The organism is Escherichia coli DSM 30083 = JCM 1649 = ATCC 11775 (assembly GCF_003697165.2).
Classification (GTDB): Bacteria; Pseudomonadota; Gammaproteobacteria; order Enterobacterales; family Enterobacteriaceae; genus Escherichia; species Escherichia coli.
Map to the genome: position 1 here is coordinate 3,386,797 of NZ_CP033092.2, position 26,964 is coordinate 3,413,760.

Annotated in this window: 27 protein-coding genes; 17 read left to right on the plus strand and 10 right to left on the minus strand. The window is 51.9% G+C overall.

Features of this window, described 5'->3' with window-relative positions:
• Positions 1-315: 315 nt before the first annotated feature.
• The 11 genes from citC to uspG all read left to right on the plus strand — a co-directional run bounded on the left by citC (position 316) and on the right by uspG (position 9,399).
• Positions 316-1,374 (plus strand): [citrate (pro-3S)-lyase] ligase, encoded by a 1,059-nt coding sequence (gene citC / locus EAS44_RS17730; RefSeq protein WP_000467705.1) that lies wholly within the window; start codon positions 316-318, stop codon positions 1,372-1,374.
• Positions 1,375-1,388: 14 nt separating this feature from the next.
• Positions 1,389-1,685, plus strand: a complete 297-nt coding sequence (citD, locus tag EAS44_RS17735) for a citrate lyase acyl carrier protein (RefSeq protein WP_000700703.1) — start codon at positions 1,389-1,391, stop codon at positions 1,683-1,685.
• Positions 1,682-2,590 (plus strand): citrate (pro-3S)-lyase subunit beta, encoded by a 909-nt coding sequence (gene citE / locus EAS44_RS17740; protein WP_000622357.1) that lies wholly within the window; start codon positions 1,682-1,684, stop codon positions 2,588-2,590. The genes citD and citE overlap by 4 nt, the downstream gene beginning before the upstream one ends.
• A gap of 10 nt (positions 2,591-2,600) precedes the next feature.
• Positions 2,601-4,133, plus strand: a complete 1,533-nt coding sequence (citF, locus tag EAS44_RS17745; RefSeq protein ID WP_000192238.1) for a citrate lyase subunit alpha — start codon at positions 2,601-2,603, stop codon at positions 4,131-4,133.
• Between the two features lie 3 nt (positions 4,134-4,136).
• Complete coding sequence (citX, locus tag EAS44_RS17750; RefSeq protein WP_000550390.1) at positions 4,137-4,688, plus strand: citrate lyase holo-[acyl-carrier protein] synthase; 552 nt, start codon at positions 4,137-4,139, stop codon at positions 4,686-4,688.
• Complete coding sequence (gene citG / locus EAS44_RS17755; RefSeq protein ID WP_000062481.1) at positions 4,663-5,541, plus strand: triphosphoribosyl-dephospho-CoA synthase CitG; 879 nt, start codon at positions 4,663-4,665, stop codon at positions 5,539-5,541. Before citX ends, citG begins: the two co-directional genes overlap by 26 nt.
• Positions 5,542-5,591: 50 nt before the next feature.
• Positions 5,592-7,055 (plus strand): citrate/succinate antiporter CitT, encoded by a 1,464-nt coding sequence (gene citT, locus EAS44_RS17760; RefSeq protein ID WP_000050328.1) that lies wholly within the window; start codon positions 5,592-5,594, stop codon positions 7,053-7,055.
• A gap of 113 nt (positions 7,056-7,168) precedes the next feature.
• Positions 7,169-7,975, plus strand: coding sequence for a ribonuclease I (rna, locus tag EAS44_RS17765; RefSeq protein WP_001331992.1), 807 nt, complete (start codon positions 7,169-7,171; stop codon positions 7,973-7,975).
• 229 nt (positions 7,976-8,204) lie between these two features.
• Entirely contained in the window at positions 8,205-8,615 is a 411-nt protein-coding gene (gene rnk, locus EAS44_RS17770) for a nucleoside diphosphate kinase regulator (RefSeq protein ID WP_000089731.1), read from the plus strand.
• Between the two features lie 142 nt (positions 8,616-8,757).
• On the plus strand, positions 8,758-8,847 hold the full coding sequence (gene yldA, locus EAS44_RS25920) for a small membrane protein YldA (RefSeq protein ID WP_001287360.1): 90 nt from the start codon (positions 8,758-8,760) through the stop codon (positions 8,845-8,847).
• A 123-nt stretch (positions 8,848-8,970) separates the two neighbouring features.
• Positions 8,971-9,399: a universal stress protein UspG gene (gene uspG, locus EAS44_RS17775; RefSeq protein ID WP_001308472.1), complete on the plus strand. Its 429-nt coding sequence runs from the start codon at positions 8,971-8,973 to the stop codon at positions 9,397-9,399.
• 120 nt (positions 9,400-9,519) lie between these two features.
• Here the strand turns inward: uspG and ahpF are convergent, their stop codons facing one another.
• Positions 9,520-11,085, minus strand: a complete 1,566-nt coding sequence (gene ahpF, locus EAS44_RS17780; RefSeq protein WP_000887629.1) for an alkyl hydroperoxide reductase subunit F — start codon at positions 11,083-11,085, stop codon at positions 9,520-9,522.
• A gap of 170 nt (positions 11,086-11,255) precedes the next feature.
• Positions 11,256-11,819 (minus strand): alkyl hydroperoxide reductase subunit C, encoded by a 564-nt coding sequence (ahpC, locus tag EAS44_RS17785; RefSeq protein WP_000052796.1) that lies wholly within the window; start codon positions 11,817-11,819, stop codon positions 11,256-11,258.
• 371 nt (positions 11,820-12,190) lie between these two features.
• Here ahpC and dsbG point away from each other — a divergent pair, with 371 nt between their 5' ends.
• The 4 genes from dsbG to ybdM all read left to right on the plus strand — a co-directional run bounded on the left by dsbG (position 12,191) and on the right by ybdM (position 16,013).
• A complete protein-coding gene (gene dsbG / locus EAS44_RS17790; RefSeq protein ID WP_001339332.1) occupies positions 12,191-12,937 on the plus strand; it encodes a thiol:disulfide interchange protein DsbG in 747 nt (248 codons plus the stop codon).
• A gap of 204 nt (positions 12,938-13,141) precedes the next feature.
• Positions 13,142-14,044 (plus strand): DNA-binding transcriptional repressor CitR, encoded by a 903-nt coding sequence (gene citR / locus EAS44_RS17795; RefSeq protein WP_001298334.1) that lies wholly within the window; start codon positions 13,142-13,144, stop codon positions 14,042-14,044.
• A gap of 146 nt (positions 14,045-14,190) precedes the next feature.
• Positions 14,191-15,411, plus strand: a complete 1,221-nt coding sequence (ybdN, locus tag EAS44_RS17800) for a phosphoadenosine phosphosulfate reductase (RefSeq protein ID WP_000029771.1) — start codon at positions 14,191-14,193, stop codon at positions 15,409-15,411.
• Complete coding sequence (gene ybdM / locus EAS44_RS17805) at positions 15,384-16,013, plus strand: IbrB-like domain-containing protein (protein ID WP_000502940.1); 630 nt, start codon at positions 15,384-15,386, stop codon at positions 16,011-16,013. The genes ybdN and ybdM overlap by 28 nt, the downstream gene beginning before the upstream one ends.
• Here ybdM and ybdL read toward each other — a convergent pair whose 3' ends face one another.
• The gene (gene ybdL, locus EAS44_RS17810) at positions 16,014-17,174 is read right to left on the minus strand and encodes a methionine-oxo-acid transaminase (RefSeq protein ID WP_000183967.1); all 1,161 of its coding nucleotides are present in this window, start codon (positions 17,172-17,174) and stop codon (positions 16,014-16,016) included.
• Between the two features lie 119 nt (positions 17,175-17,293).
• On the opposite strand from ybdL, the gene hcxA reads away from it, so the two are divergent.
• Positions 17,294-18,382 carry a hydroxycarboxylate dehydrogenase HcxA gene (hcxA, locus tag EAS44_RS17815; RefSeq protein WP_001120419.1) on the plus strand — a complete coding sequence of 363 codons (1,089 nt, stop codon included), beginning with the start codon at positions 17,294-17,296 and terminating at the stop codon, positions 18,380-18,382.
• A 9-nt stretch (positions 18,383-18,391) separates the two neighbouring features.
• On the opposite strand, the gene ybdD is transcribed toward hcxA, so the two are convergent.
• The 7 genes from ybdD to entC form a co-directional block, all read right to left on the minus strand.
• Positions 18,392-18,589 (minus strand): YbdD/YjiX family protein, encoded by a 198-nt coding sequence (gene ybdD / locus EAS44_RS17820; protein WP_000460431.1) that lies wholly within the window; start codon positions 18,587-18,589, stop codon positions 18,392-18,394.
• A gap of 112 nt (positions 18,590-18,701) precedes the next feature.
• The gene (gene cstA / locus EAS44_RS17825; protein ID WP_001043146.1) at positions 18,702-20,807 is read right to left on the minus strand and encodes a pyruvate/proton symporter CstA; all 2,106 of its coding nucleotides are present in this window, start codon (positions 20,805-20,807) and stop codon (positions 18,702-18,704) included.
• 180 nt (positions 20,808-20,987) lie between these two features.
• The gene (gene entH / locus EAS44_RS17830) at positions 20,988-21,401 is read right to left on the minus strand and encodes a proofreading thioesterase EntH (protein WP_000637953.1); all 414 of its coding nucleotides are present in this window, start codon (positions 21,399-21,401) and stop codon (positions 20,988-20,990) included.
• 2 nt (positions 21,402-21,403) lie between these two features.
• Positions 21,404-22,150: a 2,3-dihydro-2,3-dihydroxybenzoate dehydrogenase EntA gene (gene entA, locus EAS44_RS17835; protein WP_000347625.1), complete on the minus strand. Its 747-nt coding sequence runs from the start codon at positions 22,148-22,150 to the stop codon at positions 21,404-21,406.
• The gene (gene entB, locus EAS44_RS17840; RefSeq protein WP_001007138.1) at positions 22,150-23,007 is read right to left on the minus strand and encodes an enterobactin biosynthesis bifunctional isochorismatase/aryl carrier protein EntB; all 858 of its coding nucleotides are present in this window, start codon (positions 23,005-23,007) and stop codon (positions 22,150-22,152) included. Before entB ends, entA begins: the two co-directional genes overlap by 1 nt.
• A 13-nt stretch (positions 23,008-23,020) precedes the next feature.
• Entirely contained in the window at positions 23,021-24,631 is a 1,611-nt protein-coding gene (gene entE / locus EAS44_RS17845) for a (2,3-dihydroxybenzoyl)adenylate synthase EntE (protein WP_000026789.1), read from the minus strand.
• Between the two features lie 9 nt (positions 24,632-24,640).
• A complete protein-coding gene (gene entC / locus EAS44_RS17850; protein WP_001298341.1) occupies positions 24,641-25,816 on the minus strand; it encodes an isochorismate synthase EntC in 1,176 nt (391 codons plus the stop codon).
• A gap of 188 nt (positions 25,817-26,004) precedes the next feature.
• Here entC and fepB point away from each other — a divergent pair, with 188 nt between their 5' ends.
• A complete protein-coding gene (gene fepB, locus EAS44_RS17855; RefSeq protein WP_001234311.1) occupies positions 26,005-26,961 on the plus strand; it encodes a Fe2+-enterobactin ABC transporter substrate-binding protein in 957 nt (318 codons plus the stop codon).
• Positions 26,962-26,964 lie beyond the last annotated feature (3 nt).

Here is a 26,964-nt window from a genome sequence, read left to right on the forward strand (position 1 = left end):
ACATAGATATTAAATATGATCGTGGCAAATTTTATTCATTAAATCAATTAAATCACTTAAACCTGCGGGTTATTTCGTAATTACATTAGTTAAAAAACTTAAAACCATTAAATAAATAAAAAACCACTAACTCTATGTGAAATAAATCAAAATTTCACGCCGAAATACTCCTTAGGATGTATAGCGAAAGGAGAAAAAGATATACCTCGATCGCCCCCTTTCTCCCAAGTGAAAATAAAAGGTTATCAATTTGCAACATTGAACAACATTCGTTGCAAATCGATAACAACATGCACCTTCAGGATACTATTTATTATGTTCGGCAATGATATTTTCACCCGCGTAAAACGTTCAGAAAATAAAAAAATGGCGGAAATCGCCCAATTCCTGCATGAAAATGATTTGAGCGTTGACACCACAGTCGAAGTATTTATTACCGTAACCCGCGATGAAAAGCTTATCGCGTGCGGTGGAATTGCCGGAAATATTATTAAATGCGTTGCTATCAGTGAATCCGTTCGCGGTGAAGGACTGGCGCTGACATTAGCCACTGAACTGATAAACCTCGCCTATGAGCGGCATAGCACGCATCTGTTTATTTATACCAAAACCGAATACGAGGCGCTGTTCCGCCAGTGCGGTTTTTCCACGCTGACCAGCGTACCCGGCGTGATGGTGCTGATGGAAAACAGCGCCACGCGACTGAAACGCTATGCCGAATCGCTGAAAAAATTTCGTCATCCAGGGAACAAGATTGGCTGCATTGTGATGAACGCCAATCCCTTTACGAATGGTCACCGTTATCTGATTCAACAGGCTGCGGCACAGTGCGACTGGTTGCATCTGTTTTTAGTCAAAGAAGATTCTTCACGCTTCCCCTATGAAGACCGGCTGGATCTGGTGTTAAAAGGCACCGCCGATATTCCACGCCTGACTGTGCATCGCGGCTCCGAATACATCATCTCCCGCGCTACGTTCCCTTGCTACTTCATTAAAGAACAGAGCGTCATTAACCATTGTTACACCGAAATTGATCTGAAGATTTTCCGTCAGTACCTCGCTCCCGCGCTGGGTGTAACTCACCGCTTTGTCGGTACTGAACCCTTTTGTCGCGTTACCGCCCAGTACAACCAGGATATGCGCTACTGGCTGGAAACGCCGACTATCTCCGCACCGCCCATCGAACTGGTTGAAATTGAGCGGCTGCGTTACCAGGAGATGCCGATATCCGCTTCCCGGGTACGTCAACTGCTGGCGAAAAACGATCTCACGGCTATCGCGCCGCTGGTCCCTGCAGTCACGCTGCATTATTTGCAGAACCTGCTTGAGCACTCCCGCCAGGACGCGGCAGCTCGTCAAAAGACCCCCGCATGAGAAACAGGTGAAAAATGAAAATAAACCAGCCCGCCGTTGCAGGCACCCTTGAGTCTGGGGATGTGATGATACGCATCGCCCCACTCGATACGCAGGATATCGACCTGCAAATCAACAGCAGCGTTGAGAAACAGTTTGGCGATGCAATTCGCACCACCATTCTGGACGTTCTCGCCCGCTACAACGTGCGCGGCGTACAGCTGAATGTCGATGACAAAGGCGCACTGGACTGCATTTTACGTGCACGACTGGAAGCCCTGCTGGCACGCGCCAGCGGTATCCCGGCTCTGCCATGGGAGGATTGCCAATGATTTCCGCTTCGCTGCAACAACGTAAAACTCGCACCCGCCGCAGTATGTTGTTTGTGCCTGGTGCTAATGCCGCGATGGTCAGCAACTCCTTCATCTACCCGGCTGATGCCCTGATGTTTGACCTCGAAGACTCCGTAGCATTGCGTGAAAAAGACACCGCCCGCCGCATGGTTTACCACGCGCTGCAACATCCGCTTTATCGCGATATTGAAACCATTGTGCGTGTAAACGCGCTGGATTCCGAATGGGGTGTTAACGACCTGGAAGCCGTCGTTCGCGGTGGTGCGGACGTTGTGCGTCTGCCGAAAACCGATACCGCTCAGGATGTTCTGGATATCGAAAAAGAGATCCTGCGTATCGAAAAAGCCTGTGGTCGTGAACCCGGCAGTACCGGCCTGCTGGCGGCGATTGAATCTCCGCTGGGCATTACCCGCGCAGTGGAAATCGCTCACGCTTCCGAGCGTTTGATCGGTATCGCCCTCGGTGCAGAAGACTATGTGCGCAACCTGCGTACAGAACGCTCCCCGGAAGGAACTGAACTGCTGTTCGCTCGCTGCTCCATTTTGCAGGCCGCGCGCTCTGCGGGTATTCAGGCGTTCGATACCGTCTATTCCGACGCTAACAACGAAGCCGGATTCCTGCAAGAAGCCGCCCACATCAAACAGCTGGGCTTTGACGGCAAATCGCTGATCAACCCGCGTCAGATTGATCTGCTGCACAACCTCTACGCACCGACCCAGAAAGAAGTGGATCACGCCCGCCGCGTCGTAGAAGCCGCTGAAGCCGCCGCTCGCGAAGGCCTCGGCGTGGTTTCCCTGAACGGCAAGATGGTGGACGGTCCGGTTATCGATCGCGCCCGTCTGGTGCTCTCCCGTGCAGAACTTTCCGGCATCCGCGAAGAATAAGGCAATCAAAATGACGCAGAAAATTGAACAATCTCAACGACAAGAACGGGTAGCGGCCTGGAATCGTCGCGCTGAATGCGATCTTGCCGCTTTCCAGAACTCGCCAAAGCAAACCTACCAGGCTGAAAAAGCGCGCGATCGCAAACTGTGCGCCAACCTGGAAGAAGCGATTCGTCGCTCTGGTTTACAGGACGGCATGACGGTTTCCTTCCATCACGCTTTCCGTGGCGGTGACCTGACCGTCAATATGGTGATGGACGTCATCGCGAAGATGGGCTTTAAAAACCTGACTCTGGCCTCCAGCTCCCTGAGTGATTGCCATGCGCCACTGGTAGAACACATTCGCCAGGGCGTGGTTACCCGCATTTATACCTCTGGCCTGCGCGGTCCACTGGCGGAAGAAATCTCCCGTGGTCTGCTGGCGGAACCGGTGCAAATCCACTCTCACGGCGGACGTGTGCATCTGGTACAGAGCGGCGAACTGAATATCGATGTGGCTTTCCTCGGCGTCCCGTCCTGTGATGAATTCGGTAATGCCAACGGCTACTCCGGTAAAGCCTGCTGCGGCTCCCTCGGCTATGCAATGGTTGATGCCGACAACGCAAAACAGGTCGTGATGCTTACCGAAGAACTGCTGCCTTATCCGCATAATCCGGCAAGCATTGAGCAAGATCAGGTTGATCTGATCGTCAAAGTTGATCGCGTTGGCGATGCTGCAAAAATCGGCGCTGGTGCTACCCGTATGACCACTAACCCGCGCGAACTGCTTATTGCCCGTAGCGCTGCGGATGTGATTGTTAACTCTGGCTACTTCAAAGAAGGTTTCTCCATGCAGACCGGCACCGGCGGCGCTTCGCTGGCGGTAACCCGTTTCCTGGAAGACAAAATGCGTAGCCGCGATATTCGCGCCGACTTCGCCCTCGGCGGTATTACCGCAACGATGGTTGATCTGCACGAAAAAGGTCTGATCCGCAAACTGCTGGATGTGCAGAGCTTTGACAGCCATGCTGCGCAATCGCTGGCCCGTAACCCCAATCACATCGAAATCAGCGCCAACCAGTACGCTAACTGGGGGTCGAAAGGCGCAGCGGTTGATCGTCTCGACGTGGTGGTACTGAGCGCGCTGGAAATTGACACCCAGTTCAACGTTAACGTGCTGACCGGCTCTGACGGCGTACTGCGTGGTGCTTCCGGTGGTCACTGCGATACCGCGATTGCTTCTGCGCTTTCCATCATCGTCGCGCCGCTGGTACGCGGTCGTATTCCGACGCTGGTGGATAACGTGCTGACCTGCATCACCCCGGGCTCCAGTGTCGATATTCTGGTCACAGACCACGGCATCGCTGTTAACCCGGCACGTCCGGAGCTGGCAGAACGTCTGCAGGAAGCGGGGATCAAAGTGGTTTCTATTGAGTGGCTGCGTGAACGTGCGCGTCTGCTGACCGGTGAACCACAGCCGATTGAATTCACCGACCGCGTCGTTGCCGTTGTGCGTTACCGCGATGGCTCGGTGATCGATGTTGTGCATCAGGTGAAGGAATAAGCCATGCACCTGCTTCCTGAATTCGCCAGCCACCATGCGGTGTCAATTCCCGAGCTGCTCGTCAGCCGGGATGAAAGGCAAGCACGGCAACACGCCTGGCTCAAGCGCCATCCTGTTCCACTGGTCTCCTTTACCGTGGTTGCGCCTGGGCCGATTAAAGACAGCGAGGTCACACGCCGAATTTTTAATCATGGCGTGACAGCCTTGCGTGCCTTAGCCACAAAGCAGGGCTGGCAAATTCAGGAGCAGGCTGCACTGGTTTCCGCCAGCGGGCCGGAGGGCATGTTGAGCATTGCCGCCCCGGCTCGCGACCTCAAGCTCGCCACCATTGAGCTTGAACATAGTCATCCTCTCGGGCGGTTATGGGATATCGATGTCCTGACACCCGAAGGCGACATTCTCTCCCGCCGCGACTATTCACTGCCGCCTCGCCGCTGCCTGTTGTGCGAGCAAAGCGCAGCTGTTTGCGCGCGTGGAAAAACCCATCAACTGACCGATTTACTCAACCGCATGGAGGCGCTGCTGAACGATGTCGATGCCTGCAACGTCAACTAAAACCACAAAGCTTGCGACGTCATTAATCGATGAGTACGCCCTGCTGGGCTGGCGCGCCATGCTGACTGAAGTCAATCTGTCACCGAAACCAGGCCTCGTGGATCGGATTAACTGCGGTGCGCATAAAGATATGGCGCTGGAAGATTTTCACCGCAGCGCGCTGGCGATTCAGGGCTGGTTACCCCGTTTCATTGAATTTGGTGCCTGTAGTGCTGAAATGGCACCAGAAGAGGTACTCCACGGATTACGCCCAATAGGTATGGCTTGCGAAGGTGATATGTTCCGCGCCACTGCGGGCGTAAACACGCATAAAGGCAGCATTTTTTCTTTAGGGCTACTGTGTGCGGCAATTGGCCGTTTGCTTCAACTCAACCAGTCGGTAACGCCAATAACAATTTGTGCGACGGCGGCAAGTTTCTGCCGTGGCCTGACCGATCGCGAACTGCGTACCAATAATTCACAACTGACGGCAGGTCAACGGTTGTACCAGCAGCTTGGCCTTACCGGCGCACGCGGTGAAGCCGAAGCGGGTTATCCACTGGTGATCAACCACGCCTTGCCGCATTACCTCACTCTGCTGGATCAGGGGTTAGATCCTGAGCTGGCATTGCTCGATACCTTGCTCCTACTGATGGCTACCAACGGCGATACCAACGTTGCATCGCGCGGTGGCGAGGGGGGCCTGCGCTGGCTACAGCGCGAGGCGCAAACATTATTAAACAATGGGGGCATCCGAACCCCCGCCGATCTCGATTATCTCCGGCAGTTCGACAGGGAGTGTATCGAACGAAATATCAGTCCAGGCGGCAGTGCCGACCTGCTGATTCTTACCTGGTTTTTAGCACAGATTTAATTATTTAAGCACTTGATAAATTTGGAAATATTAATTTTCGGAGAACCCGTATGTCTTTAGCAAAAGATAATATATGGAAATTATTGGCGCCCCTGGTGGTGATGGGTGTCATGTTTCTTATCCCTGTACCTGACGGTATGCCGCCGCAGGCGTGGCATTACTTTGCAGTGTTTGTGGCAATGATTGTCGGCATGATCCTCGAGCCAATTCCGGCAACGGCGATCAGTTTTATTGCGGTTACTATTTGCGTTATTGGCAGTAATTACCTGCTCTTTGATGCCAAAGAATTAGCTGACCCAGCGTTTAATGCGCAAAAACAGGCGCTGAAATGGGGTCTGGCTGGTTTTTCCAGCACCACGGTATGGCTGGTATTTGGCGCATTTATTTTTGCATTAGGGTATGAAGTTTCCGGGTTAGGCCGTCGTATTGCCCTTTTCCTGGTGAAATTCATGGGCAAACGCACGCTGACGTTGGGTTATGCGATTGTCATTATCGACATTCTGCTGGCACCGTTTACACCGTCCAACACCGCGCGTACCGGGGGTACGGTTTTTCCGGTCATTAAAAACCTGCCGCCGCTGTTTAAATCATTCCCGAACGATCCGTCCGCGCGTCGTATTGGCGGCTATTTGATGTGGATGATGGTCATTAGTACCAGTCTGAGTTCGTCCATGTTTGTCACCGGTGCGGCACCAAACGTGCTGGGTCTGGAGTTCGTCAGCAAAATTGCCGGTATCCAGATTAGCTGGTTGCAGTGGTTCCTCTGCTTCCTGCCGGTTGGGGTTATCTTGCTTATCATTGCGCCGTGGCTTTCCTACGTGCTGTACAAACCGGAAATCACACACAGTGAAGAAGTGGCAACCTGGGCGGGTGATGAACTAAAAACCATGGGTGCGCTGACACGCAGAGAGTGGACGCTGATTGGCCTTGTATTGCTCAGCTTAGGTTTGTGGGTATTTGGCAGTGAAGTCATTAATGCTACTGCGGTAGGTCTGCTGGCAGTTTCGCTGATGCTGGCGCTGCACGTTGTGCCGTGGAAAGACATTACTCGCTATAACAGCGCATGGAACACGCTGGTCAACCTGGCAACGCTGGTTGTTATGGCGAATGGTCTGACCCGTTCTGGCTTTATCGACTGGTTCGCCAACACGATGAGTACGCACCTGGAAGGCTTCTCACCAAACGCAACGGTGATTGTACTGGTTCTGGTGTTCTACTTTGCCCACTACCTGTTTGCCAGCCTGTCTGCGCACACCGCAACCATGCTGCCGGTTATTCTGGCCGTCGGTAAAGGGATTCCGGGCGTACCAATGGAACAACTGTGTATCCTGCTGGTGCTGTCTATCGGTATCATGGGCTGTCTGACGCCTTATGCAACCGGTCCTGGGGTGATTATTTACGGCTGTGGCTATGTGAAATCAAAAGATTACTGGCGTCTTGGCGCAATCTTCGGGGTGATTTACATCTCTATGCTGCTGTTGGTTGGCTGGCCGATTCTCGCCATGTGGAACTAATACGTTCGCCAAACGCTGAATAAATCATCACGCCCGCCAGGTAAGCCCACCTGGCGGGCTTTTTTATGATTTAATAGATAATATTCAGTGTATGTATGAGTTCCACACCCATTATGAAAGCATTCTGGCGTAACGCCGCGTTGCTCGCGGTTTCTCTGCTTCCCTTCTCTTCTGCCAACGCCGTGGCGTTGCAGGCAAAACAGTATGACGATTTTGATCGCTATGTCCTGGCCCTCTCATGGCAAACCGGATTTTGTCAGAGTCAATACGACCGAAATCGTAACGAACGAGATGAATGTCGCCTGCAAACCGAAACGACCAACAAAGCTGATTTTTTGACCGTACATGGTCTGTGGCCAGGATTGCCTAAATCGGTTGCTGCCCGTGGTGTTGATGAACGCCGCTGGATGCGCTTCGGTTGCGCTACTCGCCCAATCCCGAATCTGCCAGAAGCACGTGCCAGCCGGATGTGTTCATCGCCGGAAACCGGGTTATCACTGGAAACGGCAGCTAAACTAAGTGAAGTCATGCCAGGAGCTGGCGGACGTTCCTGCCTGGAACGCTACGAATATGCCAAACACGGTGCCTGCTTTGGTTTTGATCCAGACGCATACTTCGGCACGATGGTACGCCTGAATCAAGAAATTAAAGAGAGCGAAGCCGGAAAATTCCTTGCGGATAATTACGGTAAAACAGTGAGCCGCCGTGACTTTGACGCCGCCTTTGCCAAAAGCTGGGGAAAAGAGAACGTGAAAGCAGTTAAGCTAACGTGCCAGGGTAACCCTGCGTATTTGACTGAAATTCAGATCTCGATCAAAGCTGACGCCATCAACGCTCCGCTTTCTGCAAACTCATTCTTGCCACAACCACACCCAGGTAACTGTGGCAAAACCTTTGTGATTGATAAAGCAGGTTATTAATCCTCTGATTTACAAAACACGCTAATTCGTCTCCCATAAACCATGACGATTAAGATTTATACATAATGCGCTACATTGAGGAATTCCCTGAATGTGACGCAAATCACTTCAAAGAGTGAGCAACAGTCAGTATCATCATGTGAGTTAAACCCTCGCCGCCTGACGGTGAGGGTTTTCTTTTGGGTATGTTTATCTGCGACACTCGCAGTACCGACGACATGGAGTAAAAATGTCCAGACCAACTATCATCATTAACGACCTGGATGCCGAACGCATCGATATTCTGCTGGAGCAACCCGCCTATGCTGGTTTGCCAATCGCCGACGCGTTAAACGCAGAGTTGGATCGCGCCCAAATGTGTTCGCCAGAAGAGATGCCACACGACGTGGTGACAATGAACAGCCGGGTTAAATTCCGCAATCTTAGCGATGGCGAAGTGCGTGTGCGCACGCTGGTGTATCCGGCAAAAATGACCGACAGCAATACTCAGCTTTCCGTTATGGCTCCGGTAGGTGCCGCACTGCTGGGGCTGCGCGTTGGCGATTCCATTCACTGGGAACTTCCGGGCGGCGTTGCAACCCACCTTGAAGTGCTGGAACTCGAATACCAGCCAGAAGCTGCTGGCGACTACCTGCTTTAATCCCATCTGCACAAGCGATAACTCGCTTTGCCCAGAGGATGCACTCGCATCCTCTTTCCGCTCAAATATCAACCAGATTTATCATTTTGCTCTTAAGCGCAGCATTCTAATCTGAACTGGTTATTCATCTGCGGAACCTCATATGAGCGAAGCTCTCGGTATCACTGCATTTTATATATTCATAGCAGCAATTATTGTTGCTGCAGTGCTGTACTTTGAACAACGCTGGTAGCGCCTGGTTTTATTTATTTTCCAGCTCAATAGCAAATTCAGATCAAATCAGCCTCGCAAATTATAGATTCATAACCAATAATGTGCTGTTATGTATACATGCAAAAACAAGGAGAGAATGCTTATGTACAAAACAATCATCATGCCAGTGGATGTTTTCGAAATGGAATTGAGCGACAAAGCGGTTCGCCACGCTGAATTCCTCGCCCAGGATGACGGAGTTATTCATCTACTTCACGTACTACCGGGGTCAGCCAGCCTGAGCCTGCACCGTTTTGCCGCTGATGTACGTCGTTTTGAAGAGCATCTGCAACATGAAGCAGAAGAACGTTTACAAACGATGGTCAGCCACTTCACCATCGATCCTTCCCGCATTAAGCAACATGTCCGTTTTGGTAGTGTGCGGGATGAAGTTAACGAGTTAGCGAAAGAACTTGATGCAGATGTAGTAGTGATTGGTTCGCGTAACCCATCAATTTCAACTCATCTGTTGGGTTCTAACGCCTCGAGCGTGATCCGCCACGCCAATTTGCCGGTGCTGGTTGTGCGTTAATTGCCAGAATAAGTCTCCCGCCCTGCCCGGAGCCATCCCTGCAGGGCTTTTTAATGCAATAAAAAAGCCGCCAGGTTTGACCCCGGCGGCTAAGCAATTACAGGTGAATCTTACTTCTTCTTATGCAGTTTTGGTGCGAATCAGGTAGTCAAAAGCACTCAGAGAGGCTTTGGCACCTTCGCCAGTGGCGATGATGATCTGCTTGTACGGAACCGTCGTACAGTCACCCGCTGCGAACACGCCTTTGACGTTGGTTTCGCATTTCGCATCAATGATAATCTCGCCCATGCGATTACGTTCGACTGCGCCTTCCAGCCAGTTGGTGTTCGGCAGCAGACCAATCTGGACGAAAATACCGGCCAGTTCGATGTTGTGAATATCGCCGCTGACACGATCGCGATATTCCAGACCTACGACTTTGCTACCGTCGCCTTTCACTTCCGTGGTTTGCGCATTCAGAATAATGTCGACGTTTTTCAGGCTGCGCAGTTTGTCCTGCAGAACCTGGTCGGCTTTCATTTCTGGCGCAAATTCCAGCAGCGTTACGTGCTCAACGATACCCGCCAGGTCAATTGCCGCTTCCACGCCGGAGTTACCGCCGCCGATAACCGCTACGCGTTTGCCTTTAAACAGCGGGCCGTCGCAGTGCGGGCAGTAGGTCACGCCTTTGGTGCGATACTGATCTTCGCCAGGAACGTTCATGTTGCGCCATTTTGCACCAGTCGCCACGATAATGCTGCGTGCTTTCAGTACCGCGCCAGAAGCTGTTTCAATCTGATGCAGGCCGCCTTCAACCGCTGCCGGGATCAGTTTGCTCGCGCTCTGGCTATCGATCACATCAACGTCGTATTCATCAACATGAACTTTCAGCGCACCTGCCAGTTTCTGGCCTTCGGTCTTCGGTACAGAAATGTAGTTTTCGATATCAACGGTATCGAGGATCTGACCACCAAAACGTTCGCCCATCAGACCGGTACGGATGCCTTTACGTGCGGAGTAAATTGCTGCCGCTGCACCCGCCGGTCCGGAACCAACGATTAATACGTCATAAGCATCACGCTTATTCAGCTCTTCTGCCGCACGTTTTTCCGCACCAGTATCAATTTTGGCAACGATTTCAGTCAACGTCATGCGGCCCTGACCAAACTCTTTCCCGTTTACGAACACTGCCGGAACGCCCATCACGTTGCGATCGGTGATTTCGTTCTGGAAGGTGCCGCCGTCAATTGCAGTGTGCTTGATGCGCGGGTTCAGTACACTCATCAGGTTCAGCGCCTGCACCACGTCCGGGCAGTTGTGGCAAGAGAGCGAGTAATAGGTTTCGAATTCAAAATCACCGTCAATATGGCGAATCTGCTCCAGCAGAGACTGCGCTTCTTTCGACGGATGACCACCGGTCCACAGCAACGCCAGTACCAGCGAGGTGAACTCGTGGCCCAGCGGGGAGCCTGCAAAACGTGGTCCCTGGTTGGAACCTGGGTTGGTGATCAGGAAAGACGGCTTACGCACCGGCAAGCTGTTATCTTCTTTAAAGGTGACTTTGTCTGACAGTTCTGCGATTTCAGCCAACAGTTCCTTGATTTCTGCCGATTTAGCGCTGTCATCCAGCGTGGCAATTAACTCAACAGGCTTGGTCAATTTCTCAAGGTAAGCCTTGAGTTGAGTTTTCATATTTGTGTCGAGCATGTTTATCTCCTGGGCTTTAAACATCATCATGCAAGCGGCCTCTGCGGCTAGCTGGATGCAGCTTGCATCATGGTGCGGGGAAGAAAATCGGGTGCCGCAGCACCCGAAGAATTAGGTGAATTTCCGAAGTATCTCGCGCCGGAGTTAGTAGCGCGAAAGACAAAGGAAATTTAGATTTTACCAACCAGGTCCAGAGACGGAGCCAGAGTTGCTTCACCTTCTTTCCATTTAGCCGGGCAAACTTCACCTGGGTGAGAAGCTACGTACTGTGCTGCTTTGATTTTACGCAGCAGGTCAGACGCGTCACGGCCAATGCCTTCAGCGGTAACTTCGATTGCCTGGATGATACCCTGCGGGTCAACAACGAAGGTCGCACGGTCAGCCAGACCTTCATCTTCACGCATGTTGTCGAAGTTACGGGTCAGGGCGCCAGTCGGGTCGCCGATCATCGCATATTTGATTTTAGCGATGGTTTCAGAGCTGCTGTGCCATGCTTTGTGGGTGAAGTGAGTATCGGTAGATACTGCGTATACGTCTACGCCCAGTTTCTGCAATTCTTCGTAATGGTCAGCAACGTCACCCAGTTCGGTCGGGCATACGAAAGTAAAGTCAGCCGGGTAGAAGAAGAAGACGCTCCAGCGGCCTTCGGTATCTTTTTCGGTGATTTCGATGAATTCGCCGTTTTTGAATGCCTGGTTTTTAAAAGGTTTAATTTTGGTGTTAATCAAGGACATCTATACTTCCTCCGTGTTTTCGATGAGATGTAAGGTAACCAATTTTTGCCGATTCGGCTAATGCGTTTCCATTATCAAATCGATAAGTTTTACCTTACAACCTTCGTAAGACAACTTTGTGAACTTTGCACCGCCAGCGGCGATAAAAAGTAAAATGGCCCCCTTTCCAGGTGACCGTGTAATCTGAACTACCCTTTGGTATCTTCAGCGCCTGCCTGCAGGCTGAGGTGTTGCCCTTACAAATGCAACAACGACATGGATTACAACACCCTCATAAACAAAGGGCAATCACCTGATCTAAGCTCTTACCTATGACAGTGATAGGTTATGCCTTTTACTCGACTTTTGCACTGACTGAAAAGGACAAATTAATGTTAAAAAAGATACTTTTACTGGCTCTGCTTCCTGCAATCGCCTTCGCAGAGGAACTTCCTGCCCCAGTAAAAGCGATTGAAAAACAGGGTATTACAATCATCAAAACGTTCGATGCCCCTGGAGGAATGAAAGGTTATCTCGGTAAGTATCAGGATATGGGCGTCACCATCTACCTGACTCCAGATGGTAAGCACGCTATCTCTGGTTACATGTACAACGAAAAAGGTGAAAACCTGAGTAACACGCTTATCGAAAAAGAAATTTACGCACCCGCCGGACGTGAAATGTGGCAACGGATGGAACAATCCCACTGGCTCCTCGACGGTAAAAAAGACGCGCCGGTCATTGTCTACGTCTTCGCCGATCCGTTCTGCCCATATTGTAAACAGTTCTGGCAGCAGGCTCGTCCGTGGGTAGATTCTGGCAAAGTGCAATTGAGAACATTGTTGGTTGGGGTTATCAAGCCAGAAAGCCCGGCGACAGCAGCGGCAATTCTTGCCTCCAAAGATCCCGCAAAAACCTGGCAACAATATGAAGCCTCTGGTGGCAAGCTTAAGCTAAGCGTGCCTGCAAACGTAAGCACAGAGCAAATGAAAGTGTTAAGCGACAACGAGAAACTCATGGACGATCTGGGGGCAAATGTCACACCAGCTATCTATTACATGAGTAAGGAAAATACCCTGCAACAAGCCGTCGGATTACCCGATCAGAAAACACTTAATATCATTATGGGGAATAAATAGAATATAATTCATCGATGGTTGAAATCTCTCTCTGCTTTTCAACCATCCTAAAAACGCATGAATTGCTCGTAACCCACCTGACAGCTATGCTATTTTAGAAAATCTTAATCCAAAGTTAAGCAGAAAAACATAATACATATAAATACAACAACATTATTGATCAAGTGAATGATTTATGGAAGAGACAATACAACGGAGTATGTTATGGCTAATCTTTATGATCTAAAAAAATTTGACCTCAATTTACTGGTCATATTTGAATGTATTTATCAACATCTCAGCATTAGTAAAGCGGCAGAATCATTATATATAACGCCCTCTGCTGTTAGTCAGTCGTTACAACGTTTACGTGCGCAATTTAATGACCCGTTATTCATTCGCTCAGGGAAAGGTATCGCGCCGACTACAACAGGGTTAAACCTGCATCACCATCTTGAGAAAAATCTCAGAGGCCTTGAACAAACGATCAATATCGTTAATAAGTCTGAACTAAAGAAAAATTTTATTATCTACGGTCCTCAGCTTATTTCTTGTACTAATAACAACATGCTAATCCGCTGTCTTAGACAAGATACTTCAATCGATATAGAATGCCATGACATCCTGCTTTCAGCTGAAAATGCCGAAGAACTGTTGGTTCAACGCAAAACTGACCTGGCAATTACGCTGCAACCAGTAATTAGTCGCTCTGTCATCTGCATGCCGTTACACACTATTCGCAATTCCCTTATATGTAGCAACAAACATCCTCGTATTACTGATACCAGTAACTATGAACAAATTATCGCCGAAGAATTCACCCTGTTGATATCTAAATCAGCAGGGATTGACGAAATTCAAATGGACATAGATGAACGTTTTATGAACCGTAAAGTTTCATTTCGCAGTTCTTCTTTGATGACTATAATTAATAGTATTTCTGTTACTGACTTATTAGGCATTGTGCCCACCGAACTGTACGATTTACATCGTGACTTTTTGAAGTTAAAAGAAATAAAACTGGAACAACCTCTTCCTGCGGTTAAACTTTATATTTCCTATAACAAGGCTTCGTTGAACAACCTTGTCTTCTCCCGATTCATAGATCGTTTAAATGATAGCTTCTGATTCATTACCACTGACAAATAATATATTACGCATCAATTAATTCATTGTGTGAATATAAAATAATGTGCTCTATCTTGCTTCGTTTATCCTATAATTAGCGGATTCATCTCACGAGTCACCCCGTAACGTTCAGAGAGCGTTTTTAGATGTCTATTTATAAAATCCCGCTTCCACTGAATATTCTGGAAGCTGCAAAAGAACGTATTACCTGGACACTTAATACCCTACCCCGTATCTGTGTTTCTTTTTCGGGTGGTAAAGATTCCGGATTAATGCTGCATCTGACAGCTGAAATTGCCCGACAAATGGGCAAAAAAATCTGCGTTTTGTTTATCGACTGGGAAGCGCAGTTCTCATGCACTATTAACTATGTTCAGTCATTACGTGAGTTTTACGCCGATGTCATCGAAGAGTTTTACTGGGTTGCGCTCCCGCTTACGACGCAAAATTCCCTTTCTCAATACCAACCCGAATGGCAGTGCTGGGAACCTGATGTCGAATGGGTGCGTCAGCCCCCGCAAGATGCGATAACCGATCCTGACTTTTTCTCCTTTTACCAGCCTGGTATGACCTTCGAACAATTTGTGCGTGAGTTTGCCGAATGGTTTTCGCAAAAGCGTCCGGCGGCGATGATGATCGGCATCCGTGCAGATGAGTCCTACAACCGTTTTGTCGCCATCGCCAGTTTAAATAAACAACGTTTTGCCGATGATAAGCCCTGGACCACCGCCGCACCAGGCGGTCATAGCTGGTACATTTACCCCATCTACGACTGGAAAGTGGCTGATATCTGGACCTGGTATGCTAACCATCAACAGCTCTGTAACCCACTGTATAATATAATGTATCAGGCAGGCGTTCCTCTGCGTCATATGCGAATTTGCGAACCTTTTGGCCCGGAGCAACGGCAAGGATTATGGCTCTATCACGTTATCGAACCGGATCGCTGGGCTGCTATGTGCGCACGAGTCAGCGGGGTAAAAAGTGGCGGCATTTACGCCGGACATGATAATCATTTTTATGGTCATCGGAAAATCCTCAAGCCAGAACATTTAGACTGGCAAGAATATGCATTATTGCTGCTCAATAGCATGCCGGAAAAAACAGCTGAGCATTACCGCAATAAAATCGCCATTTATTTGCACTGGTATCAGAAAAAAGGCATCGAAGTTCCACAAACCCAGCAAGGGGACATTGGCGCGAAAGATATCCCCTCCTGGCGGCGAATATGCAAAGTTTTACTCAATAACGATTACTGGTGCCGGGCATTATCATTTAGTCCTACGAAAGCGAAGAACTATCAGCGTTATAACGAACGGATAAAAGGAAAACGTCAGGAATGGGGGATACTATGCAACAACGATTAACGCAGGATTTAACCCAATTTCTCGCCAGCTTGCCGGAAGATGATCGCATCAAAGCGATTAATGAAATCCGCATGGCGATCCATCAGGTTAGCCCCTTTCGTGAAGAGCCAGTGGATTGCGTTCTGTGGGTTAAAAACAGCCAACTTATGCCTAATGATTACAACCCAAACAACGTGGCACCACCCGAAAAAAAACTGCTGAAAAAATCCATTGAAATAGATGGTTTTACCCAACCCATTGTGGTCACGCATACGGATAAAAATGCTCTGGAAATCGTGGATGGTTTTCACCGCCATGAAATTGGTAAAGGCTCATCATCGTTAAAATTACGCTTAAAAGGTTATTTGCCGGTGACCTGTCTGGAAGGTACGCGTAATCAACGCATCGCCGCGACTATTCGTCATAATCGCGCTCGTGGACGTCACCAAATCACTGCCATGTCAGAAATCGTCCGAGAACTCAGCCAGTTGGGATGGGACGATAATAAAATAGGCAAAGAGCTGGGAATGGACAGCGACGAAGTGTTACGCCTGAAGCAAATTAACGGCCTGCAAGAGTTGTTTGCCGACCGTCAATTTTCCCGCGCCTGGACGGTTAAATAACTACAGCTGGCGCAGGCGTTCTGCTGCTGCCAGCAACGTCGATTCCTTCTTGGCAAAACAGAGACGAATCAGTTTATGTGGGAAGGGATCGGCGCAAAACACCGACAGCGGAATCGCCGCTACACCGTGCTCCCGCGTCAGCCACTGGCAAAACTCAACATCATCCATCGTAGATACGGCGCTGTAATCCACCAGCAAAAAGTATGTACCTTCGCACGGTAAAATCTCCAGCCGACTTTCATTTAAGGCATTCACCAGAATATCGCGCTTCTGGCGATAAAAGTCCGGTAACGCAAGATAATGCTCAGGTTCTGCACGTAGCATATCGGCAAGCGCCAGTTGTGCCGGGGTATTCACCGAAAAGGTCAGATACTGATGCACTTTGCGGATCTCGGCGCTGATGGGCGCAGGCGCAACGCAATAACCCACTTTCCAGCCGGTCATATGATAGGTCTTGCCAAACGATGACACCGCCACCGCTCGCTCACGCAATTGCGGATGCGCCAGCACGCTGGCATGGCCCTGTTGTGAAAAATTGATGTGCTCGTAGACTTCATCGCTAATGACAAAAATCTCGTGCCCGGCGATCGCCTGCCACAGAGCGGCGAAATCAGTCTGCTGCCAGACAGTTGCACTGGGGTTATGCGGGGTGTTGAGGATCACCAGTCGGGTGCGCTCGCTTAACAATGCGGCAAATTTCTGCCAGTCAACGCGAAAATGCGGCGGTTGCAGTGCAATACGTTTCACTATTCCCCCCGAAAGTGCGATGGCGGGGGCGTAACTGTCATAGCTGGGATCAAAACAAATCACTTCGTCGCCATTGCGCACCAATGCGGTTATCGCCGCGTATAACGCCTCCGTCGCCCCTGCCGTCACGGTGATATTGCTGTCGACATCCGGTTGATAGCCATACAGACGTTCCGTTTTCTGAGCAATCGCCTCGCGCAAGGCCTGCACGCCGGTCATGGGCGCGTATTGGTTTGCCCCCTGGGCAACGTGGTACGCCAGCCGCTCCTGTAAATAGCGCGGACCATCAAAATCAGGAAAGCCTTGCGAAAGGTTAATCGCCTGGTGTTGCTGCGCCAGCGCGCTCATCCGGGTGAAAATAGTGGTGCCAAGTTGTGGAAGTTTGCTTTGTGGAATCAGAGGGTTATTTGTCATTTTTATTGTACCTGACGAAGTTGCGTGTTGGTTGCGTGTTGAAGGCACTATAACACGATGCTAGTATTTGGCAATCAAGACGTTTAGATGTCTAAATAAAACAATAAGGACAACACAACATGCCTCACAATCCTATCCGCGTGGTAGTCGGCCCGGCTAACTACTTTTCACATCCCGGAAGTTTCAATCACCTGCACGATTTTTTCACTGATGAACAACTTTCTCGCGCGGTGTGGATCTACGGCGAACGCGCCATTGCTGCGGCACAAACCAAACTGCCGCCAGCGTTTGAACTGCCAGGGGTAAAGCATATTTTGTTTCGCGGCCATTGCAGCGAAAGCGATGTACAACAACTGGCGGCTGAGTCCGGTGACGATCGCAGCGTGGTGATTGGCGTCGGCGGCGGCGCACTGCTCGACACCGCAAAAGCCCTCGCCCGCCGTCTCGGTCTGCCGTTTGTTGCCGTTCCGACGATCGCCGCCACCTGCGCCGCCTGGACACCGCTCTCCGTCTGGTATAACGATGCCGGACAGGCGCTGCATTATGAGATTTTCGACGACGCCAATTTTATGGTGCTGCTGGAGCCAGAGATTATCCTCAATGCGCCGCAAGAATATCTGCTGGCGGGGATCGGTGACACGCTGGCGAAATGGTATGAAGCGGTGGTGCTGGCTCCGCAACCAGAAACGTTGCCACTAACCGTGCGGCTGGGAATCAATAATGCGCAGGCCATTCGCGACGTCTTGTTAAACAGTAGCGAACAGGCGCTTGCCGATCAGCAAAATCAGCAATTAACGCAATCATTTTGCGATGTGGTGGATGCCATTATTGCTGGTGGTGGGATGGTCGGTGGTCTGGGCGATCGTTTTACGCGTGTGGCGGCGGCCCATGCCGTGCATAACGGTCTTACCGTTTTGCCACAAACCGAGAAGTTTCTCCACGGCACCAAAGTCGCCTACGGAATTCTGGTGCAAAGCGCCTTGCTGGGTCAGGATGATGTGCTGGCGCAATTAACCGGGGCGTATCAGCGTTTTCATCTGCCGACTACGCTGGCGGAGCTGGAAGTGGATATCAATAATCAGGTGGAGATCGACAAAATGATTGCCCACACCCTACGTCCGGTGGAATCCATTCATTACCTGCCAGTCACGCTGACACCAGATACCTTGCGTGCAGCGTTCGAAAAAGTGGAATCGTTTAAAGCCTGACGTACAAATTTAGCAGCAGCGCGCGCCGCCTTTTCCACCGTAGCGCGCGTCCTGCCGCTCACGGAAAAACTCCTCGTAGGTCATCGGCGTTTGATCGGGATGGTTAACCCGCATATGTTCGACATAGTTGTCGTAATCAGGCATACCAATCATCAGTTTCGCCGCCTGACCTAAATATTTTCCGGCTTTTGCCAGTGAATCAAACATCTAAACCTCCGGTAATACAAATGCCCTCCTGAATTAAGAGGGCTTAATTGCTATCAACACGCTCGGGATGAGAGTAAGGGGAGCGCTCAGCACATTCCCCCTCACTCTGACTTTAGTGCGCGCCTTTCGCCTGCGCCACGATCTCCTCGACATTTTCCGGCATCGGCTCATATGGCGTTTCTTTCGCCGTTGGCTTCGGCTCTTTCAATGCCGCCAGTGCCGTCTTAATCGAGAACAGCGCCAGAACCACCACGACCACCATAAAGAAGATGGTTAACCCGGCATCAAGACGGTTGTTGAACACCAGTTGCGCCAGTTGTGACTCAGTATACTGCGATGGAATATTGCCGCTGTCGATCATTGCCTGGAACTTGTTAGCAATCGCCAGGAAGCCGACTTTCGCATCCGGGCTAAACGCTTTCTGCCAGCCTGCGGTCAAGGTACAAATCAGCAGCCAGGCCGTTGGTACCAGCGCCACCCAGGCGTAACGTTGACGTTTCATTTTGAACAGCACCACAGCACAAAGCATCAGCGCCATCCCTGCCAGCATCTGGTTGGCAATACCAAACAGCGGCCACAAGGTGTTAATACCGCCCAGCGGATCGACCACGCCCTGATGCAGGAAGTAGCCCCACGCCAGCACGCACAGCGCCGTTGCCAGCAGGTTAGCAGGCAGTGAATCGGTCCGTTTCAGGCCCGGAGACACCACGCCCAGCAGATCCTGCAACATAAAGCGCGCAGCACGCGTACCCGCATCCACCGCCGTAAGAATAAACAGTGCTTCAAACAGAATGGCGAAGTGATACCAGAACGCCACATCCATCATGCCGCCCAGCGCACCGTGCAGAATGTAGGCCATCCCCACCGCCAGGGTCGGCGCACCGCCCGCACGAGAAATGATCGACTGTTCACCCACTTCGCTGGCAATCTGGTTTAGCGTATCCGGGGTAATCGCAAAGCCCCAGCTACTCACCACCTGCGCGGCAGAAGCAACCACATCCGCCGTCCCTGCCGGAGCCAGCACCGCCATCGGGCTGTTCATGGCGAAGTACACACCCGGATCGATGATACAGGCGGAAACCAGCGCCATAATCGCCACGAAGGATTCCATCAACATCCCACCGTAGCCGATAAAGCACGCCTGCCCTTCGTTCGCCAGCATCTTCGGTGTAGTGCCGGAAGAGATCAGCGCATGGAAGCCAGACACCGCGCCACAGGCGATGGTGATAAACAGGAACGGGAACAGGTTACCGGTCCATACCGGGCCAGTGCCATCGACAAATTTAGTTAGCGCAGGCATGGTCAGCGTCGGGCGCATAATCAAAATGCCCACCGCCAGACCGACGATAGTCCCGATTTTCAGGAAGGTTGAGAGGTAGTCACGCGGAGCCAGCAGCAACCACACCGGCAGCACCGCCGCCACAAAACCGTAACCCACCAGCATCCAGGTCAGCTGCACGCCGGTAAAGTCAAAGTACGGTGCCCAGGTCGGACTTTCTGCCACCCAGCCGCCAGAGATAATGGCGAAAATCAGGAACACCAGACCAATCACCGACACTTCGCCAATACGCCCCGGACGCAGATAACGCAAGTAGATCCCCATAAACAGCGCCAGCGGAATGGTGAACGCAACGGTATACGTTCCCCACGGGCTATGAGTCAGGGCTTTAACCACGATCATCGCCAGCACGGCAAGGATAATGACCATGATCATAAAGCAGGCCACCAGCGCTATCACCCCGGCGGTTGGCCCCATCTCTTCTTTGACCAGCTCACCCAGCGAGCGACCGTCACGGCGCGTGGAAACAAACAGCACCATGAAATCCTGCACCGCACCGGCGAGAACCACCCCTGCGAGCAGCCAGATCATCCCTGGCAGGTAACCCATTTGCGCCGCCAGTACCGGCCCAACCAACGGACCTGCTCCGGCAATGGCCGCAAAATGGTGACCGAACAGCACTTTTTTGTCCGTCGGCACATAGTCCAGCCCGTCGTTATGGCGCACCGCTGGCGTCATACGCGTCGGGTCAACCGCCAGCACATTTTTGGCGATATACAGCCCATAAAAACGGTAAGCGATCAGATAGATACAGACCGACGCCACCACAATCCACAGCGCGTTGATCTGTTCCCCACGATTTAAAGCAATGTATCCCAGAGCAAATGCTCCCATTACAGAGAGCACTGTCCAGACGAGGTATTTCCCTGATTTGTTCATAGTTGTTATCCGTGTGCGTGTCCATAGAGATGTTACATTTTGTTTCTATAACATCTTTGTACAATTTAACAACACAGCAACCATGTAAATCGGAGTTGAAACCAATATTTAACTTAACAATGTTAACTCGATCACTCCGTTAACCGAATTTTCCTGCAATCTCATTTTATTCTGTCGGGTTCATCCCAAAACCGCTGTGCCCAGCCGACAGGTGCAGCAACGCCGCCCCTGTTCATCGAAAACGACGATTTCCCAGCTCTGATTTTGTCGTCCAAGATGCAGCGGCTGGCAGACACCGCGCACCTTTCCCTCAGACACCGGGCGATGATGTGTGGCGTTAAGTTCCGTGCCCACCACACACTGTCCGTCGCGGGTCATCATAAATCCGGCCATCGATCCCAGCGTTTCCGCCAGCGCCGCCGACGCGCCGCCATGCAGCAGGCCAAACGGCTGATGAGTACGGGTATCAACCGGCATTTCGGCTTCGAGTACATCATCGCCCAGACGGGTATACACAATTCCCAGATGCGCCACCATTGTGTTATCGCTGGTGGCGTTCAGCTCGTCGAGCGTTAAATGGCGTTTCCAGATCATGCTTATGCCCCCAGCGTTGAGCCGCCATCGACCACAATATCCTGTAGGGTAATATGGCTGGCGAGGTCAGAGGCGAGGAACAAAATCGTATTGGCAATCTCCTGCGGACGGGCGATTTTCCCCAGCGGAATGCCGAGTTTAAACTGCTCGCCAAAGCCGCGAATACGCTGCTCTTCGGCGTCATCGCTCACCCACAGCGTGCGTTGCATATCAGTGTCGGTGGAGCCCGGCGAAACCACATTACAGCGCACGCCGCTACCCGCCAGTTCCAGCCCGACGCTCAACGCCAGGCTTTTCAGCGCCGCTTTCGACGCGCCATAAGCACTCATACCAATGCGCGGCGTGTGTGCGGCGTCGGACGCAACAGTAACAATCGCCCCGCCCCGCTGACGGCGAAACTGGTTCATGGTCTGCTGAAACAGGTTAAATGCACCGCCGACGTTGACCGCAAAAGTCTGCTGCCAGTCCTCTTTACTGAGCTGATCGGTCGCGCCCATGCGCAAAATTCCCGCCGCATTGACCAGCACGTCCAGTCGCTCCGTTTCAGCTAACAGTCGCTGACATACCTGCGCCACCTGCGCAGCATCGGCAACATCCATTACTTCGGTCGCAAAAGGATATTGCTCCTGAGTAAACGCTTGATCAAAACCTGTAACTTTCGCCCCCGCCTCAACAAATGCCAGCGCCGTGGCATAGCCGATACCTTTCCCCGCGCCAGTTATCCAGACATTTTTACCGCTGAAATCCATTATTTCACCTCGCGGGAGAGTAGCTTCCACCAGGCGTCGATGGTCGGGTTTTTCGCCAGCATGACAAAGTCGATATCGCCATGCACTTTGCGCCAGCGCGCCGCCAGCGCCATCATCCGCACCGAATCCAGACCGTAGTCGATCAGGTTGTCGTCATCGAAGGGTTCATCGGACTCGTCCAGCAACGGCAGGATCACCTCACGCAGCGCCGCTTTGCTGGCGGGGATAGGTGCTGGCAGCAATTCTTCGGTCATCACCACCCGACCAGAACGTCCGGCCACATATTTCAGCGACATCAAATGCTCGTCACGGCTGAAATCGGCCAGCGCATCCGCCACCATAAACGGTTTAATATCGCGCATAAATGCGTCCGTTGCGGTGGTCATACAGCCAATGTGGGCATATACCCCGGTAATAATCAGCTGGTTACGTCCACTCTCTTTGAGCATTTGCTCCAGCGGAGAACGATGAAATGCGCTGTAGCGCCATTTCACCAGCACCGTGTCGTCGGCATCTGGCGTCAGGCGATCCACCACCTTTTGCTGTTCCGGCGAACGGGTCAGGCCAGGCCCCCACATATCATTCAACAGCGCCCGATCTTCATCGCTCTGCTCTTTCGGCTGGGCGGTGTAATAAACCGGGATATTGTGCTGTTTGCAGTAGTCGCGTAGTGCCGCAATATTCGCGATCACCTGCTCCATCATCGGGCAGTTCTCACCCCAGAAGCTGACAAAATAGTCCTGCATATCATGGATTAACAACGCGGCACGTTGCGGTTCAAAGGCCCAGTCGACTTTATTCTGCGGAATATCATGAGACTCCGGCAGTGCGTAAGCCTGTAATTTTGGAATAGCCATCGTGTTCTCTCCTTCAGGCTGATGTGCGTGACGCCAGCCACTGACGTAATTGTTTTTTATCGACTTTCCCGACCGCCGTCAGCGGAAGTGAATCTACACACTCCACGCGATCCGGTAATTTAAATTCGGCAATACCCTGTTCACGCAGGAAACGACGCACCTGCACCGCGCGCAGCGGCTCTTTTACCACCAGATAAGCACAGCTTTTTTCGCCCATCAGCTCATCTTCCATGCTCACCAGTGCGGCGTAGATCACCGCCGGATGGCGCAGCAGCTGGTTTTCGATCTCTTCGGCAGCGATCTTCTCGCCGCCACGGTTGATCTGATCTTTCTCGCGCCCCTGCACAGTGATGTAACCCTCTGGATCAATAGAGATCAGATCGCCGGAACAGTAAAAACCGTTGGCATCAAAGGCGCTGGCATTGTGCTGCGGGCTTTTGTAATAGCCACGGAAGGTGTACGGCCCGCGCGTCATCAGGCGTCCAACTTCCCCTTGCGGCAGTGGATTTCCTTCGGCATCGGCAACCCATACTTCATCGTCCGGGCACATTGGGTAACCCTGGGTATGGATAATTTTCTCCGCACTATCATCAAGACGGGTGTAGTTCACCAGCCCTTCCGCCATGCCAAACACCTGCTGCAACTGACAGCCAATCTCAGCGGGAATACGCGCCGCAAGGGTGGCAGAAAGACGGGCGCCGCCGACCTGTAACAGTTTCAGCGAGGCAAGCTGCGCCCGGCTTTCGCCTTCAGCCAGTGCCTGCAACCACAGGCTGACTGCTGGCGGCACCAGCGCGGTGACGTTCACCTGATGTTTTTCAATCAATGGGAAGCAAAGCGTGGCGCTGGGGTCGGCAGCCAGAACGACAGTGCCGCCAGCGAGAAATACCCCCAACGATCCCGGTGAACTCATGGCGTAGTTATGAGCCGCCGGGATCGCGCACAGGTAGCGCGTCTGTTGTGTGAACTGACAAATCTCGACGCTACGACGCACGCTGTAGTAGTAGTCGTTATGAGTGCGCGGGATCAGTTTCGGTGTGCCGGTGGTGCCGCCGGAAAGCTGAAAATAGGCCACTTCATCGGCAGGTGACGGCGTGGCAGTAAAATCCTCAGCCGGATGGTTAATCGCATCCTGCAAGTTATGCTCGCCGCTGTCGTTGAGCAGCTGCACCACGCGAATGGAAGAATGCTCTGCAACAAATGTGTTGAGGAAATCATCCCCGCTAAATAGCGCATGTTGGCGATCGGCAATCAGTAACGCCGGTTCAATCTGGCTGGCATAGGCGTTCAGTTCACTACGCTGATGGCTGAACAGCGCCAGCACCGGCGCAACGCCCAGTTTCAGCAGCGCGAAAAAGGTAATGTAAAGTTCAGCGACGTTACCCAGTTGTACCAGCGCGGTTTCACCAGGTTTAATGCCCTGACGGCGCAAACTACAGGCGAGGTTATCCGCCGCCTGATTCAGCTCCCGATAACTCAACTGCCGCTCGCCGTCGATAACCGCGATGCTGTCACTCGCAGCGTGGCGAGTCAGAATGTCGGTCAGTGGCAAATCCTGCCAGTAGCCTTTTTCCCGATAGCGACGGGCAAACTCTTCCGGCCAGCGGGTGAATGGAATGCTCATCCTCGCTCCTTAATGCAATCCAAAAACGTTCAACATGGTAGAAAGTTTGACGCCCGTTTCGCGCCACTCACCCAACGGGGAGGACGCAGGCACAATCCCCGCTCCGGCAAACAGACGCACCTGATTTTCCCGCAGCTTCGCGCAGCGGATGGTCACCACCCATTCACCGTTACCTTCGCTGTCACACCAACCCACAATGCCGCCAAACAGTTCGCGGTCGAACGGCTCCAGTTCAGCAATAACCTGAGTCGCGGCCTGATGCGGGAAACCGCTCAGCGCGGGGGTCGGATGCAGCAGACAAGCCAAAGTCAGTGCGTTTTCTTGCGAATTCGCTTTACCTTCAAAGGGAGTTGCGAGATGCCACAGCGTCGGCGTGGTAATCAATTGTGGAGAGGAGGGAACGTGTAACTCACTACTGCGTTTGCGCAGTACCTCTTTCATCGCCTGAGTCACCAGTTCATGTTCATGGCGATCTTTTTCTGACGCCAGCAGACGATTACCCGCTTCGCGATCGAGCACTTCATCCGGCTGACGACGCGCGGAACCGGCTAACGGAATGGAGCTAAAACGCTCGCCGTCTTTACGTAGCAGCAGTTCCGGGCTGGCCCCCAGCAGAACGCCACCATCAGCCAACGGAACATGGAAGTTGTAACTAACCGGGTTTTGCGCAATCAACCGTTCCAGCAATACGCCACTATCAATGGCGGCGTCAGTAGTGATATCAATCAACCGTGACAACACCACTTTGTCGACCTGCGGCGTGGCGGTAAGTGCGGCAGCACGGGCAACCATCTGTTCAAACGTGGTTTGTTCCGGAATGGCCTGACGTTCCACCACGTTCAGCGACTGGCTGCGGGTGAAACGGCGTGCGGAAGCTTGTTTTTCCTGACGGGAGAACGACTGCCAGGATTCAGGTATATACAGCGACGAAGGCTGACGTGGATCGAAGGGAATCGCCCCGACCATCACCGGATTTTTGATGCCCTGCGCTTTGGCATCGGCAAACAACGCGGCGAGTTTTTGCTGGAAGGGACTGTCGGGCGAATCCCCGTTCACAGCCGGTTCATCGAAGCGGGCGAAACATCCTGACGTCGTAAAACTGCGGTACGGCGACATAAAGAAAAAGCGATTGGGCGCAAGTGTTGCCATGGTCTGCTGTACTTCCTCAGCCAGTGACGTATCCATATCATCCTCCACAAAATGATAAAGGCTTTAATAATGATTATCATTTATATTTTCGGTCGCTAACCTAAAAGCAAACGCGCACTATGTCAACTCTTGAGGTAACGCAATCTGCAACTCGGGGTTGCATCTGGTTGTGGTTACAATGAAAATGAGAAGCATTAACTTCATTAATAACAGGAAGCTGACTTGTGAGACTCGCCCCGCTCTACCGCAACGCCCTTCTATTAACAGGACTTTTGCTTTCAGGAATAGCCGCAGTTCAGGCCGCCGACTGGCCGCGTCAGATTACTGACAGCCGTGGCACTCATACCCTGGAAAGCCAGCCGCAGCGTATAGTTTCCACCAGCGTCACCCTGACCGGCTCACTGCTGGCGATTGATGCTCCGGTGATCGCCAGCGGCGCGACCACGCCAAATAACCGCGTCGCGGATGACCAGGGCTTTTTACGCCAGTGGAGCAAGGTGGCGAAAGAACGCAAACTGCAACGGCTCTATATCGGCGAACCGAGTGCAGAAGCCGTTGCCGCGCAAATGCCGGATCTGATTTTAATTAGCGCAACCGGCGGCGATTCGGCGCTGGCGCTGTACGATCAGCTTTCTACCATCGCCCCAACATTAATCATCAATTACGACGACAAAAGCTGGCAGTCGCTGTTAACGCAGCTTGGCGAAATTACCGGGCATGAGAAACAAGCGGCAGAGCGGATTGCACAGTTTGATAAGCAACTGGCGGCGGCGAAAGAGCAAATCAAATTACCGCCGCAGCCGGTCACTGCCATCGTCTATACCGCCGCTGCACACAGTGCCAATCTCTGGACGCCGGAATCAGCACAAGGGCAGATGCTGGAACAACTCGGCTTTACGCTGGCGAAGTTGCCCGCAGGCTTAAACGCCAGCCAAAGCCAGGGCAAACGCCATGACATCATTCAGCTTGGTGGAGAAAATCTGGCTGCAGGGTTAAATGGCGAGTCACTATTCCTGTTCGCCGGTGATCAGAAAGACGCCGATGCTATTTATGCTAATCCGCTGCTCGCGCACCTGCCTGCAGTACAAAACAAGCAGGTTTATGCGCTGGGAACCGAGACGTTCCGCCTGGATTACTACAGCGCCATGCAAGTGCTGGATAGACTTAAGGCGCTGTTTTAAGCA

Excerpts from the sequence above, each read along its gene's own strand:
- citC (WP_000467705.1), top strand. The coding sequence starts at position 316 with ATGTTCGGCAATGATATTTTCACCCGCGTAAAACGTTCAGAAAATAAA.
- citD (WP_000700703.1), top strand. The coding sequence starts at position 1,389 with ATGAAAATAAACCAGCCCGCCGTTGCAGGCACCCTTGAGTCTGGGGAT.
- citE (WP_000622357.1), top strand. The coding sequence starts at position 1,682 with ATGATTTCCGCTTCGCTGCAACAACGTAAAACTCGCACCCGCCGCAGT.
- citF (WP_000192238.1), top strand. The coding sequence starts at position 2,601 with ATGACGCAGAAAATTGAACAATCTCAACGACAAGAACGGGTAGCGGCC.
- citX (WP_000550390.1), top strand. The coding sequence starts at position 4,137 with ATGCACCTGCTTCCTGAATTCGCCAGCCACCATGCGGTGTCAATTCCC.
- citG (WP_000062481.1), top strand. The coding sequence starts at position 4,663 with ATGTCGATGCCTGCAACGTCAACTAAAACCACAAAGCTTGCGACGTCA.
- citT (WP_000050328.1), top strand. The coding sequence starts at position 5,592 with ATGTCTTTAGCAAAAGATAATATATGGAAATTATTGGCGCCCCTGGTG.
- rna (WP_001331992.1), top strand. The coding sequence starts at position 7,169 with ATGAAAGCATTCTGGCGTAACGCCGCGTTGCTCGCGGTTTCTCTGCTT.
- rnk (WP_000089731.1), top strand. The coding sequence starts at position 8,205 with ATGTCCAGACCAACTATCATCATTAACGACCTGGATGCCGAACGCATC.
- yldA (WP_001287360.1), top strand. The coding sequence starts at position 8,758 with ATGAGCGAAGCTCTCGGTATCACTGCATTTTATATATTCATAGCAGCA.
- uspG (WP_001308472.1), top strand. The coding sequence starts at position 8,971 with ATGTACAAAACAATCATCATGCCAGTGGATGTTTTCGAAATGGAATTG.
- ahpF (WP_000887629.1), bottom strand. The coding sequence starts at position 11,085 with ATGCTCGACACAAATATGAAAACTCAACTCAAGGCTTACCTTGAGAAA.
- ahpC (WP_000052796.1), bottom strand. The coding sequence starts at position 11,819 with ATGTCCTTGATTAACACCAAAATTAAACCTTTTAAAAACCAGGCATTC.
- dsbG (WP_001339332.1), top strand. The coding sequence starts at position 12,191 with ATGTTAAAAAAGATACTTTTACTGGCTCTGCTTCCTGCAATCGCCTTC.
- citR (WP_001298334.1), top strand. The coding sequence starts at position 13,142 with ATGGCTAATCTTTATGATCTAAAAAAATTTGACCTCAATTTACTGGTC.
- ybdN (WP_000029771.1), top strand. The coding sequence starts at position 14,191 with ATGTCTATTTATAAAATCCCGCTTCCACTGAATATTCTGGAAGCTGCA.
- ybdM (WP_000502940.1), top strand. The coding sequence starts at position 15,384 with ATGGGGGATACTATGCAACAACGATTAACGCAGGATTTAACCCAATTT.
- ybdL (WP_000183967.1), bottom strand. The coding sequence starts at position 17,174 with ATGACAAATAACCCTCTGATTCCACAAAGCAAACTTCCACAACTTGGC.
- hcxA (WP_001120419.1), top strand. The coding sequence starts at position 17,294 with ATGCCTCACAATCCTATCCGCGTGGTAGTCGGCCCGGCTAACTACTTT.
- ybdD (WP_000460431.1), bottom strand. The coding sequence starts at position 18,589 with ATGTTTGATTCACTGGCAAAAGCCGGAAAATATTTAGGTCAGGCGGCG.
- cstA (WP_001043146.1), bottom strand. The coding sequence starts at position 20,807 with ATGAACAAATCAGGGAAATACCTCGTCTGGACAGTGCTCTCTGTAATG.
- entH (WP_000637953.1), bottom strand. The coding sequence starts at position 21,401 with ATGATCTGGAAACGCCATTTAACGCTCGACGAGCTGAACGCCACCAGC.
- entA (WP_000347625.1), bottom strand. The coding sequence starts at position 22,150 with ATGGATTTCAGCGGTAAAAATGTCTGGATAACTGGCGCGGGGAAAGGT.
- entB (WP_001007138.1), bottom strand. The coding sequence starts at position 23,007 with ATGGCTATTCCAAAATTACAGGCTTACGCACTGCCGGAGTCTCATGAT.
- entE (WP_000026789.1), bottom strand. The coding sequence starts at position 24,631 with ATGAGCATTCCATTCACCCGCTGGCCGGAAGAGTTTGCCCGTCGCTAT.
- entC (WP_001298341.1), bottom strand. The coding sequence starts at position 25,816 with ATGGATACGTCACTGGCTGAGGAAGTACAGCAGACCATGGCAACACTT.